Origin of the sequence: Mesorhizobium sp. B1-1-7, from assembly GCF_006442705.1 — a bacterium.
Taxonomy (GTDB): Bacteria; Pseudomonadota; Alphaproteobacteria; order Rhizobiales; family Rhizobiaceae; genus Mesorhizobium; species Mesorhizobium opportunistum.
This window is the reverse complement of record NZ_VFWQ01000007.1, coordinates 16,595-31,673: the sequence shown is the minus strand read 5'-3', so window position 1 is coordinate 31,673 and position 15,079 is coordinate 16,595. Positions and strand designations below refer to the sequence as shown.

The window sequence follows — 15,079 nt, the reverse complement described above, 5'->3', positions numbered from 1 at the left end:
GCCGATGAAGCGGCCAATCTCCCCCCTTGCGGGGGAGATGCCCGGCAGGGCAGAGGGGGGTGCTCAAGTGCTGTCCTCGCCCCTGTCGGATCGACTGAAACGTCGAATTATGGGCTACACTATCCCGCCGCTCCCGCCGGCGACCGCCGGACGCTCTCCCGCGACCTTGGCGCGGTAGCCCGCGGCACGGTAGGCGGCGACGGGATCGATGGCACCGCCGGTCTTCAGCCGCGCCATGGCCAGGATCGGCTCGATGTCGGTGCGGTAGGCCGCTTTCAGCGTCTGCGTCGCCATCAGCGCGTCATTGGCCTCCTGGAAGCCTTCGAGCGCCTTGCGGTCGACCAGCAGCGCCTGCGCATAGGCGCGCTGCACCTCGACCGCCGACAGCATCAAGCTTTCGATCGGATCGGTGACGTTATGGCTCTGGTCGAGCATATGGGCGGGATCGAAACCCTCGGCGCCGGAGAGTTCGGCATCGACCAATTCGTTGAAGACTAGGAACAGCCGGTAGGGGTCGATCGAACCGGCATCGAGATCGTCGTCGCCATATTTGGAATCGTTGAAGTGGAAGCCGCCGAGTTTCCGGAACTGGATCAGCCGCGACACGATCATCTCGATGTTGACGTTGGGCGCGTGGTGGCCAAGGTCGACTAGGCAGAAGGCCTTGTCGCCCAACTCCCTGGCGATCATATAATTGGTGCCCCAATCCTGCACGACGGTGGAATAGAAGGCCGGCTCGTACATCTTGTGTTCGCTGAACAGCTTCCAGTCCGTCGGCAGCCCGGCATAGACTTGCTTCATGGCGTCGAGATAGCGCTCGAAGGCCCTGGCGAAATTCACCTGGCCGGGAAAGTTCGAGCCGTCGCCGATCCATACCGTCAGCGCCTTGGAGCCCAGCGTCCTGCCGATCTCGATGCATTCGAGATTGTGCTCGACCGCTTGCCGGCGGGTGCCGGCATCGGCATGCGACAGCGAGCCGAATTTGTAGGACAGCTTCTGGTCCCTGGCGTCCGAGAAGGTGTTGGAATTCATGGCGTCGAAGCCGAGACCGAAGCGCGAGGCCGCCTGCTTCAGCCGGTTCGGATCGGCCTTGTCCCACGGAATGTGCAAGGAGACGGTCGGCGTCGCCTGCGTCAATTGCTGGATGACGGCGCAATCCTCGATCTTGTCGAAGATGTCGCGCGGCTCGCCGGCGCCGGGAAAACGAGCAAAGCGTGTGCCGCCAGTGCCGACACCCCAGGAAGGGATGGCCACGGCGAATTTCTCGACCTTGTCGCGGATGGCGTCGATGGCGATGCCGCGACGGTCGAGGCGTTCGCCGAGCGAGGCGTAGTCACGCTCGAGGTTGGCTTTGCGCGCGGCGTTGTCCTTTTCGACGATTTCGGTGGAGATGATGGTTTCGGACAACTGCTATTCCTCCCAAAATGCGTTCCGTCAGCGCTGCCCCTCATCCGGCCCTTCAGGCCACCTTCTCCCCGTGAACGGGGAGAAGGAAAGAAGGCCTAGCGCGTAAAGCTCTGCGCGTTGCCGGCATCGACGTTGATGATGTTGCCGGTCGACTTGGCCGACATGTCGGATGCGAAGAAGTAGATCGCCTCGGCGATGTCTTCGGGAAACACCGAACGCTTCAGCATCGAGCGCGAGCGGTAGTGCTCTTCCAGATCGTCGGTCGACATCTTGTAGGCAGCGGCGCGCTGTTCCTTCCACTCGCCGGTCCAGATCTTCGAGCCGCGCAGGACGGCGTCCGGATTGACGACATTGACCCTGATCTGGGCCTCCGCGCCCTCAAGCGCCAGGCAGCGGGCGAGATGGATTTCGGCCGCCTTGGCGGTGCAATAAGCGGCGGCGTTGGGCGAGGCGGCAAGGCCGTTCTTGGAGGCGACGAAGACAACGTTGCCGCCGATCTTCTGCACCCTGAACAGCCGGAACGCTTCCCGCGAGACCAGGAAATAGCCGGTCGACAGGATGTCCATGTTCTTGTTCCACAGCGCCAGCGTCGTCTCCTCGATCGGCGCCGAGGAGGCCAGCCCAGCATTCGACACCAGAATGTCGATGCCTCCGAACTCGACCGCCGTCTCGGCGAAGCCGGCGACGACCTGGTCCTCCGAGGTGACGTTGATCACCACGGGCCGGACGAAATCCTTGCCGTAGGCGTTCGCCAGTTCCTCATTGGCGCTGGCGAGCGCGGCTTCATCGATATCGGCCAGCACCACGCAGGCGCCTTCGCGCAGCAGCCGGTTGGCCGTTGCCCGGCCAATGCCGCCGGCGCCGCCGGTGACCAGCGCGATCTGGCCGGCGAGCGACTTCGGTCTGGGCATGCGCTGCAGCTTCAGATCCTCGAGCAGCCAGTATTCGATGTCGAAGGCTTCCTGCGCGGGCAGGCCGACATAGGAGGAGACGGTCGAGGCGCCGCGCATGACATTGATGGCGTTGACGTAGAATTCGCCCGAAATGCGCGCGGTGGCCTTGTCGCCGGCGAAGGTGAACATGCCGACGCCGGGCATCAGGTAGACGACGGCGTTGGGATCGCGGATGGCGGGCGAGTCCGCATGCTTGCAGCTGTCGTAATAGGCCTGGTAGCCGACGCGATAAGCGGCAATGTCGTCGGCGAGGCGGGCGATGACGGCGTCGACATCGGGTTTGGCCGGATCGAACTCGATGACCAGCGGGCGGATCTTGGTGCGCAGGAAGTGGTCCGGGCACGAGGTGCCAAGTGCGGCCAGCGAGCGCAAATCCCTGGAGTTGACGAATTCGAGCACGGCGGGCTGGTCGTCGAAATGGCCGAGCTTATGGCTCTTTTCCGAGATCAGGCCGCGGATTTTCGGCATCAGTTTCGCCGCGATGGCGCGGCGTGCGGCGGCGTCGAGCGACTTCACCACCTCGCCGCCGAATATGGCGAGGCCCTCGGAGCGGCGCTCGAACCACTCGATCGCCTGGTTGATCACCGAGATCGTGGTCTCGTAGCATTCCTTGGGCGTGTCACCCCAGGTGAACAGGCCGTGGCTTTCCAGGATGACGCCCTTGGCCTCGGGGTTTTCAATGCAGAATTTCTCCAGCCACAGGCCGAGTTCGAAGCCCGGCCGCTTCCATGGCAACCAGCCGATGGCGTCGCCGAAAATTTCCTTGGTCAGCGCCTTGGAGTCCTTCGCGGCGGCGATGGCGATGATGGCATCGGGATGCATGTGGTCGACAAAAGGCTTCGGCACATAGGCGTGCAGCGGCGTGTCGATCGAGGCCGCGCGCGGATTGAGATTGAACGTGCAGTGCGGCAGGAAGCCGACCATCTCGTCCTCATGCTCGACGCCGCGATAAAGGCCTTTGAGCGCGCGCAATTTGTCCATGTAGAGCGTGGCGAAGCCATCGAGCTTGATCGAGGCGCTGTCGCCGCCGGAGCCCTTGACCCAGAGCACCTCGACGGTCTCGCCGCTGAGCTGATCCTTCTGCCAGATCTTGGAGGAGGTGTTGCCACCGCCATAGTTGGTGACGCGCTTGTCGGAGCCGAGCGTGTTCGAGCGATAGACCAGAAGCTCTGGGTCGCTCATCCCCTTGGCTTTCGCATCATCCCACAGATTGGCCAGGCGCGAGCCGGAGCGCTTGTCGAGCATAGGTATCCTCCCTGGGACGCAAAAGGGCGCAGTCCATTTTGCCGGGAATGTCTACGCAAGCCGGCCGATTGTCAATCATAAACGATCAACATCGATCATATTGCACTGCACAATGAAATTATATGATCGGAAATGATTGACACTGCTCGTTTTGAGTGCCTAGATGGCCAGGCAGGGAGGAACCATGCACGAAAAAGAGCGCCACAGGATCATTCTGTCCGCCGTCCAGGAAAAGCCTGTGGTGACGGTGCAGGAGATGGTCGACCTGACGGAGTCCTCCGAGGCGACGATCCGGCGCGATATCGCGGCACTGCATGTCCAGAAGCGACTGCGGCGAGTGCGAGGCGGCGCCGAGGCAATCTCGCCGCCACAGTTCATCGGGCTCGCCGGCCGGCCCTTTTCCGTAAACGAAACGATCAATGCTTCTCAGAAGCGGGTGATTGCGCGTGAAGCGGTCGAACTGTGCGGGGATGGCGAGCCGATCATCATCAATGGCGGCACCACGACGTTCCAGATGGTGCATTTCCTGACCGGCCGGCGCATGCCGATCTTCACCAATTCGTTCCCGATCGCCGAGCATCTGCTCAAGCATTCCAAGAACACGGTGATGCTGTCCGGCGGTACGATCTACCGCGAGCAGAACATCATCCTGTCGCCCTTCGACAATGACGTGACGCGCAATTTCTACGCGCGCCGCATGTTCATGGGCGCTCAAGGGTTGGGGCCGCTCGGCCTGATGGAAGGCGATCCGCTGTTGATCCAGGCGGAGCAGAAGCTGATCGACCAGGCCGACGAGCTGGTGGTGCTGGTCGACTCCTCGAAATTCCGCAAGCGCTCCAGCCTGATCCTGTGCGGCCTGTCGCGCATCGCCACCGTCATCACGGATGACGGCATCGAGGATCGCGAAGCCAAGATGTTGGAGACCGCGGGCGTGACGCTGATCGTCGCCCGCAAATCGGCAAAGGAAGAATCTTCGCTGCAGGCCTGAGGCCAACTCACGCCCGCAGCGGCGATGGAATGCAACGCTCAAGGGAGGAAATTCGATGAGCTTTCTGAAGAAATTGATGGTTACGGCGGCGTTTTCCGCCGCCATGTTCGTGAATGCCGCCTACGCCGAAAACGTCAAGATCGCGCTGGTGGTGAAGTCGCTCGGCAACGGCTTCTTCGATGCCGCCAACAAGGGCGCCGAAGAGGCGGCCAAGGAACTCGGCGATGTCGACATCATCTACACCGGCCCGACCAAGGCGACCGCCGAAGCGCAGATCGAAGTGGTCAATTCGCTGATCGCGCAGAAGGTCAACGCCATCGCGATTTCCGCCAATGACGCCGACGCCCTGGTGCCGGTGTTGAAGAAGGCCATGGAACGCGGCATCACCGTCATCTCGTGGGATTCGGGCGTTGCCAAGGAAGGCCGCCAGCTTCACCTCAACCCGTCCGATACCGGCCTGATCGGTGAGACCATCATCAAGCTTGCCGCCGACTATCTGCCTGAGGGCGGCGACGTCGCCATCCTGTCGGCTTCCTCGACCGCGACCAACCAGAACGCCTGGATCGACGCGGCCAAGAAAATCCTGCCGGAGAAGTTCCCCAAGATCAAACTGGTCGCCACCGTCTATGGCGATGACGATTCGGCCAAGAGCACCGACGAAGCCAAGGGCCTGTTGAAGTCCTATCCGAACCTCAAGGCGATCATCGCGCCGACCACTGTCGGCGTCGTCGCCGCCGCCCAGGTCGTCACCGACGCGAACCTGATCGGCAAGGTCAACGTCACCGGCCTCGCGCTGCCGTCCGAGTTCAAGAAGTTCATCGACAACGGCGCCAGCCAGGCGGTGGCTCTCTGGAACCCGATCGACCTCGGCTACTCCGCCGTCTACCTCGCCCATGACCTGGCGGTGAAGAAGGAAGAGGCCAAGCCCGGTGCGACGCTGTCGATCGGCCGCGTCGGCAAGGTCACGCTCGACGACACCAATTCGGCTGCGATGGCTCCGCCCTTCCAGTTCGACAAGTCCAACATCGAGAAGTTCTCCAAGATCTATTGATCTCGGACGCTCGCACCACCCTCCCCCCTTGTGGGGAGGGTCGGCGAGCCGGCTTCGCGAAGCGATGCAGGCGAGACGGGGTGGGGGTGGCGACATCTCCATGCACCAGGACCTTGATATGCTAGTAGACCCCCACCCCGCTCACATTGTTCGCGACCCTCCCCACAAGGGGGAGGGTAAGGCAGCCCCACGCCTGACGCTGTCTGGCATCTCCAAGAGCTTTCCCGGCGTGCGGGCGCTGCACAATGTCAGCCTGTCGCTCTATCCTGGCCAGGTAACAGCGCTCATCGGCGAGAATGGCGCCGGCAAGTCGACGCTGGTCAAGATCATGACCGGCATCTACCAGCCCGACGCGGGCACGATCAGCATCGATGGCCAGCCGGTCACCTTGCCAAGCGCGCATGCGGCCTTCGGCCATGGCGTCACCGCCATCCATCAGGAAACCGTGCTGTTCGACGATCTGAGCGTCGCCGAAAACATCTTTCTCGGCCACGCGCCGCGCACGCGTTTCGGCACCATCGACTGGCGCACGATGCGCAAGAATGCGCGCGAAGTGCTCGATGCCATGCATGCCGGCCATATCGACGCCGATGCAAGATTGAAGGATCTCGGCATCGCCAACAAGCATCTGGTCGCCGTGGCGCGGGCCATGTCGATCGACGCGCAGATCGTCATCATGGACGAGCCTACCGCCGCGCTTTCGATGAAGGAGATCGAGGAGCTGTTTTTGCTCATCGAGTTTCTCAAGGAACAAGGCAAGGCGATCCTGTTCATCAGCCACAAGTTCGACGAGATTTATCGGATCGCCGACCGCTACACGGTGTTCCGCGACGGCGAGATGGTCGGCGAAGGCCTGATCAGGGATGCTGCCCAGAGCCAGATCGTGCGCATGATGGTCGGCCGTTCGGTCGATCACATCTTTCCGCAGCGCAAGGCCGAAATCGGCGCGCCCGTGCTCACCGTCTCCGGGCTTTCGCATCCGACCGAATTCAATGACATCGGATTCGAACTACACAAGGGCGAGATCCTCGGCTTTTACGGCCTTGTCGGCGCCGGACGCAGCGAGGTGATGCAGGCGATTTCAGGCATCACCCGCATTTCGAGCGGCACCATCACGCTGGACGGCAAGGCGATCGCGCCGAAATCCGCGGCGGATTCGATCGAGGCAGGCATCGTCTATGTGCCCGAAGAACGCGGCAAGCAAGGCGTGGTGATCGGCCTGCCGATCTTCCAGAACGTCTCGCTGCCTTCGCTCAAGCGCACGTCGAGATCCGGCCTGCTGCGGCTGGCGGAAGAGTTTTCGCTCGCCCGCTCCTACACCGAGCGGCTCGACCTCCGGGCCTCCTCGCTCAGCCAGGATGTCGGCACGCTGTCGGGCGGCAACCAGCAGAAGATCGTCATCGCCAAATGGCTGGCGACCGCGCCCAAGGTGATCATCCTCGATGAGCCGACCAAAGGCATCGACATCGGCTCCAAGGCCGCGGTGCACGGCTTCATGGCCGAGCTGGTGGCGCAAGGCCTGTCGGTGATCATGGTATCGTCGGAGCTTCCCGAAATCCTCGGCATGTCCGACCGCGTCGTCGTCATGCGCGAAGGGCTGGTCGCGGCGGTCTACGACAACAAGGAACTGGACGCCGAGACGCTGGTCCGGACGGCAGCGGGGATCGCGGCATGAAGGCTTTGTTGAAATACCGCGAAATCTGGCTGGCCGCGGCGATCATCGTTTTGATCGGGCTGATCTCGACGCGCTTCCCGGCCTTTGCCGATCCCGGCAATCTGCGCCAGGTGTTCAACGACACCTCGATCCTGATGATCCTGGCGCTCGGCCAGATGGTGGTCATCCTGACCCGGTCGATCGACCTGTCGATGGCGTCGAACCTCTGCTTCACCGGCATGGTGGTGGCGATGCTCAACGCCGCGCATCCGGCGATCCCGATCCCGCTGCTGATCGTCATCGCGCTGGCCGTCGGGCTGGTGCTTGGCGCCATCAACGGTCTGCTGGTGTGGCGGCTGAACATCCCCTCGATCGTGGTGACCCTGGGCACGCTGACCATCTATCGCGGCGCCACGTTCGTCCTGTCCGGCGGCGCCTGGGTCAATGCCGACAAGATGAGCCCCGAGTTCATTGGTTTCCAGCGAGCGGCCTTCCTCGGCATTCCCGTGCTGTCCTGGATCGCCATCGCGGTCATCGCGCTGTTCTTCGTTGTGATGACACGCACCGCGCTCGGCCGCTCGATCTATGCCATTGGCGTCAACCCGACGGCGTCGGTCTATGCCGGCATCGATGTCGGCCGCACGAAATTCATCGTCTTCTGCATCTCCGGCATGGTCGGCGGGCTATCCGGTTATCTCTGGATCTCGCGCTATGTGATCGCCTCGGTCGAGGTCGCCAACGGCTATGAGCTCAACATCATCGCCGCCTGCGTCATCGGCGGCATTTCGATCGCCGGCGGCATCGGCTCGGTCGGTGGGGCGGTGCTCGGCGCGTTGTTCCTCGGCATCATCTCCAACGCTCTGCCGGTCATCAACATCTCGCCCTTCTGGCAGATGGCGATCTCGGGCAGCGCCATCATCCTGGCTGTCGTGCTCAACGCGCGCGGCGAACGCCAGCAGGGCCGCATCATCCTGAGAAAGGCGGAGGCGGCATGACCGACATCCCTGCCCCGCGCCACATTCCCGACCGGCTCGACAAGCCGCTGCGTTCGGCGATCTTTTCATGGGAGGCGCTGCTGATCGTGGTGGCGGTCGCCATCTTCGCCATCAACAGCTTCGCCTCGCCCTACTTCCTCGACCCCTATTCGCTGTCGGACCTGACCTTCAACTTCACCGAGAAGGGCCTGATCGCCTTTGCCATGGCGCTGCTGATCATTTCAGGCGAGATCGACCTCTCGGTGGCCGCCATCATCGCGTTGGCCTCGACCATGATGGGCATGGCGGTGCAGGCCGGTGCCGGAACGCCGGTGCTAGTGCTGATCGGCATCGTCGTCGGGCTCGGCTGCGGCGCCTTCAACGGGCTGCTGGTGACAAGGCTCGGCCTGCCCTCGATCGTCGTCACCATCGGCACGATGAGCCTGTTTCGCGGCATCGCCTTCATCATCCTCGGCGACCAGGCCTACAAGGGCTATCCCGAGAGTTTTGCCTTCTTCGGCCAGGGCTATGTCTGGTGGGTGGTGTCGTTCGAACTGATGCTCTTCCTCATCGCCGCCGTCATCTACTGGTTCCTGCTGCATCGCACGAGCTTCGGCCGCCGCGTCTTTGCGATCGGCAACAACCCGGTCGCGGCGCAGTTTTCCGGCGTGCGCGTCGGCCGCATCAAATTCACCCTGTTCTGCCTGACCGGACTGATGGCGGGCATCGCCTCGGTGCTGATCACTTCGCGGCTCGGCTCGACAAGGCCATCGATTGCGCAGGGCTACGAGCTCGAAGTCATCACCATGGTGGTTCTGGGCGGCGTCAGCATCCTGGGCGGCGCCGGCAGCATCCTGGGCGTCGTGCTCGCCGCCTTCATCATGGGACTGGTGACCTTCGGGCTCGGCCTGCTCAACGTGCCCGGCATCGTCATGTCGATCTTCATCGGCCTGTTGCTGATCATCGTCATCGCGCTGCCGATCGTCTGGCGGCGGTTGCGCGGGGGACGCTGATGCCTGAGAAATACGCGTTCAAGATGAAGCTCAAGCCCGGCATGAAGGCCGAGTACCAGAAGCGCCACGACGAAATCTGGCCGTCGCTGGTCGCGCTTCTGAAGCAGGCCGGCGTCTGCGACTATTCGATTCACCTCGATGAGGAGACCAACATCTTGTTCGGCGTGCTGTGGCGGCGTGACGACCACGGCATGGCCGATTTGCCCGGGCATCCGGTGATGCAGCGCTGGTGGGCTGATATGGCCGACCTCATGGAGACCAAGCCGGACAACGAACCGGTGGCGGTGCAGCTGGAAACCGTGTTCCATATGGCATGAGTGCGATGCGCCACATCGCCGTCATCGACATCGGCAAGACGAACGCCAAGGTGGCGCTGGTCGACCTCGCAACGCTAGGCGAGGTCGCGCTGCGCCGCATGGCGAATGCGCCGGTGCGCCAGGCGCCCTATCCGCATCACGATGTCGAAGCGCTGTGGGCGTTCATCCTCGACAGCCTTGCCGGCCTCAACCGCGAACAGCGCATCGACGCCATCTCGATCACCACCCATGGCGCGACCGGCGTGCTGGTCGATGCCGCGGGCGAACTTGTGCTGCCCGTGCTCGACTATGAGTTCGACGGCCCCGACAGGCTGGCGGCGGACTATGACGCGGTTCGCCCGCCCTTCGCCGAGACCGGCACGCCGCGCCTGCCGCTCGGCCTCAATCTCGGCGCGCAATTCTTCTGGCAGCAGAAAGGCTTCCCGGCCGAATTCGCAAATGCCGCCGCCGTGCTGATGTATCCGCAATACTGGGCCTTGCGGCTGACCGGCATCGCCGCCAACGAGGTGACCTCGCTCGGCTGCCACACCGATCTGTGGAACCCGTGGAAACCGGATTTTTCGTCGCTGGTCGACACTCTGGGTTGGCGCGCGCTGATGGCGCCGGTGCGGCCGGCCAGGGATCGCCTCGGTCCGGCCCTGCCCGCGCTTGCGGCGCGAACCGGCCTTGATCCGCAAACACCTGTCTTCTGTGGCCTGCACGATTCCAACGCATCGCTGCTGCCGCATCTTCTGTCCGACGCGCCACCGTTCTCGGTCGTCTCGACCGGCACCTGGGTGGTGTCGATGGCGGTGGGCGGCAAGGCGGTCGCCCTCGACCCGGCGCGCGACACGCTGGTCAACGTCAACGCGCTCGGTGATCCCGTTCCCTCGGCCCGTTTCATGGGCGGGCGCGAATTTTCGTTGCTGACGCAAGGCCAGCCGGAGAACTGGACCGAGGAAGATGTCGACGCCGTGCTGGCGCGAAGGACGTTGCTGCTGCCCTCGACCCAGCAGGGGTCGGGGCCGTTCCCACATCGGACCGCGATCTGGCTTGATGCCGACGACATGAACAGCGGCCAGCGCTTCGCCGCCATCTCGTTCTATCTGGCGCTGATGACGGCGACCTGCCTCGACCTGATCGGCGCCGACGGTCCGACCACTGTGGAAGGACCGTTTGCCCGCAACCGGCTGTTTGTCGGCATGCTGGCCGCAGCGACCGCACGCACCGTTGTTGCCTCGGAGGCGGCCACCGGCACCAGCATCGGCGCGGCGTTGCTGGCAACGAAACAGATAACAGCGCACGGCAAGGGCGAGCGAGTTGAACCGCCGACCGACTCGGCCTGGGCCGGCTACGTCAGCGCCTGGCGCAGGGCGGTCGAAGCGCGGGGATGATCACAGGATCCGTTTGGGTCCGGGAGAATGGGTTCGGTGCCAGCACGACGATAGAGCAATTCCAGGAAAAGCGCGTAGCGCTTTCCCTTGGGGAATCGCGCCAAAACAAAGAGTTAGAGCGGTCCGACGTTTCCGTGAAACGGTGGACCGCTTGAGAGCTCCTTCAGTTGACATAGACCAGCCCTTGCGGATCGATCTCCGGCTTTCGCCCGGCAACCAGATCGGCGAGAAACTTTCCCGAGCCGCAGGCCATGGTCCAGCCGACATGGCCGTGGCCGGTATCGAGATAGACGTTTTCATAGCGCGCCTGGCCGATGACCGGCACGGAGTTCGGCATCATTGGCCTGAGGCCAGCCCAGAGTTCGGCCTTCTTCTCGTCGAAGGCGCCGGGGAACAGATCTTTGCCGGTCCTGAACATGGTGGCGAAGTCGCTGGGTTTGTGGGTGCGGTCGAAGCCGGTGAATTCGGCGGTCGAAGCCAACCGCAATCGATTGCCAAGGCGCGAATAGGCCATCAGCTGGTCCTCGTCGGCGCCGCCCATGGTCGGCCCCTTGCTCTCGTCTTCCAGGGGAATGGTCGCGGTATAGCCCTTCACCGGGTAGACCGGCAGGTCGATGCCATAACGGCGGCCGAGCAGGCCGCTCTCCGGTCCCATAGAAATGACCACGGCATCGCCGGCAATCGGTCCGGCCGAGGTTATCACCGCGCGCACCCGGTCGCCCTCGATGTCCAGCCCCTCGACCGCGGTGCCGTAGAGAAATTTCACGCCAAGCTTCTCGGCGGCATGAGCGGCGAGCTTCTCGACGAACTGGCGGGAATCGCCGGTCTGGTCGATCGGCGAATAGACGCCGCCGGCGATCTTTTCCTTCACGCCGGCAAGACCCGGCTCAAGCTCCACCAGCCGGTCGCGGCCGACGATCTCGATCGGCAGGCCGTGCTCGGCAAGATAGCGGTAATTGTCGGTGCCGGTGTCGAGACTGTGCTGCGAGCGGAAGAAATAGAGGATGCCCTTCTTGCGCTCGTCGTAGCCGATGCCCGTTTCGGCGGAGATGGCGTTGATGCAATCCCTGGAATAGAGCGCCAGGCGCAGCTTGACCTGGCTGTTGGCGCGCAGGCGCGCCACAGTGCATTGGCGCAGGAAACGCAGGCTCCAGGCGAGGAAATAGGGATCGAAGCGCAACCGCACCTTGATGCCGAGATCATGGTTGTAAAGCGCGCGCAGGAACGTCTTCAGCGCCGCCGGCGAGGCCCAGGCGGTGGCATCCCCCGGCGACACCAGGCCGGCATTCGACTGGCTGGTGCCGCGCGCCGGCGCCGCGTGACGCTCGATCACGGTGACCTCGTGGCCATCCCCGGCCAGGTAATAGGCCGCCGCCGTACCGACGACGCCGGCTCCGAGCACCGTTATCTTCATGCCATCCCCCAAGCTCGACACGGCGCAGCGCGTCCGCGCCCTCCGCGAGTGCCTTCCATAGCGCTTCGCCGGATGGCTTGCGAGCCCTCGGAGGCTGACTCAGCCGCGCGAGGAGTTCTTGCCGGTCAGGATGCGTTCCCAGGCGAGCGCGTCGGCAACGATCTGGTCGAGATCGTCGCGCTGCGGTATCCAGCCGAGTTCCGCCCGGGCGAGATCCGAATTGGCAACCACCGCTGCGGCGTCACCGGGCCGGCGGGCGCCCATCTTCACCTCGAAATCATGGCCGAAGGCACGGCGCACGCTGTCGATGACCTCGAGCACCGAATAACCATGGCTGTAGCCGCAATTGGCGACGAGGCTCTCGCCCCCGGCGCGCAGCCGCTGCAAGGCCAGGCGATGCGCCGCCGCCAGATCGCTGACATGGATGTAGTCGCGCATGCAGGTGCCGTCCGGTGTCGGATAATCGGTGCCGAACACCTGCATGAAGGGCCGCTTGCCGAGCGCGGTCTCGCAGGCGACCTTGATCAGATGGGTGGCGCCGGGCGTCGACTGGCCTGTGCGCCCCTTGGGATCGGCGCCGGCGACGTTGAAGTAGCGCAGCGCGGTATAGTGGATGTCGTGCGCGAGGCCTGCATCGCGCAGCATCCATTCGCTCATCAGCTTGGACAGGCCATAGGGCGATTCCGGCGCCAGGCGGGCATCCTCGCGCACCGGCTCCAGTCCGGCGCCGCCATAGACGGCGGCGGTCGAGGAAAAGATGAAATTGGGCACGCCCTCGCGAACCGCGGTTTCGATCAGCGTGCGCGTCTTCGAGGTGTTGTTCTCGTAATAGGCGAGCGGGTCGGAAACCGATTCCGGGACGACGATGGAGCCGGCGAAGTGAATGATGGCGTCGACCTTGTTGTCCCTGATGATCGAACCGACCAATTCCTTGTCCGCGACATCGCCGACGACCAGCTTTGCCTCCGGCGCCACCGCCCATTCGAAGCCGGTGGACAGACGGTCGAGAACGACCACGCTGTCGCCGGCATCCAGCAGCTCCCAGACCATATGGCTGCCGATATAGCCGGCACCGCCTGTCACCAAAACCGTCATCCGCGTCCTCGCTTATCCAAGATTTATCGGAAACTGTCTCAACCATCGCCTTACTGGAAAGCCTGCCGCGTGGCCATTAGAACCGTTGGTTACCGGCGTTCACCGATGTGGCGTCATGCTGAAACAAAAGTGATCCAAAGGGGGTATCGTGGAGGGGAATAGGCCACGATCCGCCGGCGTTAGGAACAGGTGCGGGGCGTGGCATTTTGACCAAAATGGCCCGGTGGACGACCAACAGGTCAATGATTATGATCCCGCCAAAAATTGGGAAGCCGACATGAACTATCAGCGGTTCTTCGAGGAAGCGATCGACCAGCTCCATGCCGAGCGTCGTTATCGCGTCTTCGCCGACCTCGAGCGCATCGCGGGCAAGTTTCCACGCGCCATATGGCGTTCCAACGGCCGCGCCGAGGAAATCACCGTCTGGTGCTCCAACGATTATCTCGGCATGGGCCAGCATCCCGACGTCATCGCCGCGTTCCAGAACGCGGCCGGCAAGATGGGTTCGGGCGCCGGCGGCACCCGCAACATTTCCGGCACCTCGAACCCGCTGGTCGAGCTCGAGCACGAGCTTGCCGACCTGCACGGCAAGGAGGCAGGCCTGGTCTTCACCTCCGGCTTCGTCTCCAACGAAGCGTCGATCTCGACCATCGCCCGGCTTTTGCCCAACTGCCTGATCATCTCGGACGAGTTGAACCATGCCTCGATGATCGAGGGCGTGCGGCGCTCGGGCGCCGAAAAGAAGATCTTCCGCCACAACGACGTCGCGCATCTGGAAAGCCTGCTGCAGGCGGCCGGCCGCGAACGCGCCAAGCTGATCGTCTTCGAAAGCGTCTATTCGATGGATGGCGACATCGCGCCGATCAGGGAGATCGTCGAACTGGCCGAGCGCCACAATGCCATGACCTATATCGACGAGGTCCATGCGGTCGGCATGTACGGACCGCGCGGCGGCGGCATCACCGAGCGCGAGGGCCTGGCCGACCGCATCGACATCATCGAAGGCACGCTGGCCAAGGCGTTCGGCACGCTGGGCGGCTACATCACCGGCACCAGTGCGGTGATCGACGCGGTGCGCTCCTACGCGCCGGGCTTCATCTTCACCACGGCGTTGCCGCCGGCGATCGCCGCCGCGGCCACCACCTCGATCCGCCATCTCAAGCGCTCGCAGGCCGAGCGCGACGCCCAGCAGCAGCAGGCGAGCCGGACCAAGCAGATCCTGTCGGCCGCCGGCCTGCCGGTGATGGAATCGCCGACCCATATCGTGCCGCTGCTGGTCGGTGACCCCGAACTGTGCAAGATGGCGAGCGACCGCCTGCTTGGCGTGCACGGCATCTACATCCAGCCGATCAACTACCCGACCGTGCCGCGCGGCACCGAGCGGCTGCGCATCACGCCGACGCCTTTCCATTCCGATGAGTTGATCGCGGGACTGCAGGATGCGCTGGTCGAGACCTGGGATGCGCTGGGCATTCCCTATGGTTCCGCCGGCCGGCCTTCTGTCGCCAAGAGCGACCGGATCGTTCCGCTGCTGGTGCCCAAGTCAGGCGGCTGAAAGCCCGTTTGAAACTCAACTCCGGCGGGATCTGAGGCAC

Annotated in this window: 12 protein-coding genes; 8 read left to right on the top strand and 4 right to left on the bottom strand. The window is 63.6% G+C overall.

The window, feature by feature from the left end; all coding sequences use genetic code 11:
* Positions 1-114: 114 nt before the first annotated feature.
* Together rhaI and FJ978_RS13125 are read right to left on the bottom strand one after the other, a co-directional pair.
* The gene (rhaI, locus tag FJ978_RS13130) at positions 115-1,407 is read right to left on the bottom strand and encodes an L-rhamnose catabolism isomerase (RefSeq protein ID WP_140572448.1); all 1,293 of its coding nucleotides are present in this window, start codon (positions 1,405-1,407) and stop codon (positions 115-117) included.
* Positions 1,408-1,502: 95 nt separating this feature from the next.
* On the bottom strand, positions 1,503-3,605 hold the full coding sequence (locus FJ978_RS13125; RefSeq protein ID WP_013897231.1) for a bifunctional rhamnulose-1-phosphate aldolase/short-chain dehydrogenase: 2,103 nt from the start codon (positions 3,603-3,605) through the stop codon (positions 1,503-1,505).
* A 184-nt stretch (positions 3,606-3,789) separates the two neighbouring features.
* Between FJ978_RS13125 and FJ978_RS13120 the strand changes: the two genes are divergently transcribed.
* The 7 genes from FJ978_RS13120 (at position 3,790) to FJ978_RS13090 (ending at position 10,975) form a co-directional block, all read left to right on the top strand.
* Positions 3,790-4,593 carry a DeoR/GlpR family DNA-binding transcription regulator gene (locus FJ978_RS13120; RefSeq protein WP_140572447.1) on the top strand — a complete coding sequence of 268 codons (804 nt, stop codon included), beginning with the start codon at positions 3,790-3,792 and terminating at the stop codon, positions 4,591-4,593.
* Positions 4,594-4,648: 55 nt separating this feature from the next.
* A complete protein-coding gene (rhaS, locus tag FJ978_RS13115) occupies positions 4,649-5,644 on the top strand; it encodes a rhamnose ABC transporter substrate-binding protein (protein WP_013897233.1) in 996 nt (331 codons plus the stop codon).
* A 118-nt stretch (positions 5,645-5,762) separates the two neighbouring features.
* Positions 5,763-7,319, top strand: a complete 1,557-nt coding sequence (locus FJ978_RS13110) for a sugar ABC transporter ATP-binding protein (protein WP_224730534.1) — start codon at positions 5,763-5,765, stop codon at positions 7,317-7,319.
* On the top strand, positions 7,316-8,293 hold the full coding sequence (locus FJ978_RS13105; RefSeq protein WP_013897235.1) for an ABC transporter permease: 978 nt from the start codon (positions 7,316-7,318) through the stop codon (positions 8,291-8,293). The genes FJ978_RS13110 and FJ978_RS13105 overlap by 4 nt, the downstream gene beginning before the upstream one ends.
* Positions 8,290-9,285: an ABC transporter permease gene (locus FJ978_RS13100; protein ID WP_013897236.1), complete on the top strand. Its 996-nt coding sequence runs from the start codon at positions 8,290-8,292 to the stop codon at positions 9,283-9,285. The genes FJ978_RS13105 and FJ978_RS13100 overlap by 4 nt, the downstream gene beginning before the upstream one ends.
* Complete coding sequence (rhaM, locus tag FJ978_RS13095) at positions 9,285-9,602, top strand: L-rhamnose mutarotase (RefSeq protein WP_140572446.1); 318 nt, start codon at positions 9,285-9,287, stop codon at positions 9,600-9,602. The genes FJ978_RS13100 and rhaM overlap by 1 nt, the downstream gene beginning before the upstream one ends.
* Positions 9,599-10,975 (top strand): FGGY-family carbohydrate kinase, encoded by a 1,377-nt coding sequence (locus FJ978_RS13090; RefSeq protein ID WP_140572445.1) that lies wholly within the window; start codon positions 9,599-9,601, stop codon positions 10,973-10,975. Before rhaM ends, FJ978_RS13090 begins: the two co-directional genes overlap by 4 nt.
* Positions 10,976-11,138: 163 nt before the next feature.
* Here FJ978_RS13090 and FJ978_RS13085 read toward each other — a convergent pair whose 3' ends face one another.
* The gene (locus FJ978_RS13085) at positions 11,139-12,389 is read right to left on the bottom strand and encodes a D-amino acid dehydrogenase (protein ID WP_140572444.1); all 1,251 of its coding nucleotides are present in this window, start codon (positions 12,387-12,389) and stop codon (positions 11,139-11,141) included.
* Between the two features lie 99 nt (positions 12,390-12,488).
* Entirely contained in the window at positions 12,489-13,484 is a 996-nt protein-coding gene (gene galE / locus FJ978_RS13080; protein WP_140572443.1) for a UDP-glucose 4-epimerase GalE, read from the bottom strand.
* A 277-nt stretch (positions 13,485-13,761) separates the two neighbouring features.
* Between galE and hemA the strand changes: the two genes are divergently transcribed.
* The gene (hemA, locus tag FJ978_RS13075; RefSeq protein WP_140572442.1) at positions 13,762-15,039 is read left to right on the top strand and encodes a 5-aminolevulinate synthase; all 1,278 of its coding nucleotides are present in this window, start codon (positions 13,762-13,764) and stop codon (positions 15,037-15,039) included.
* The last annotated feature ends 40 nt before the right edge of the window (positions 15,040-15,079 follow it).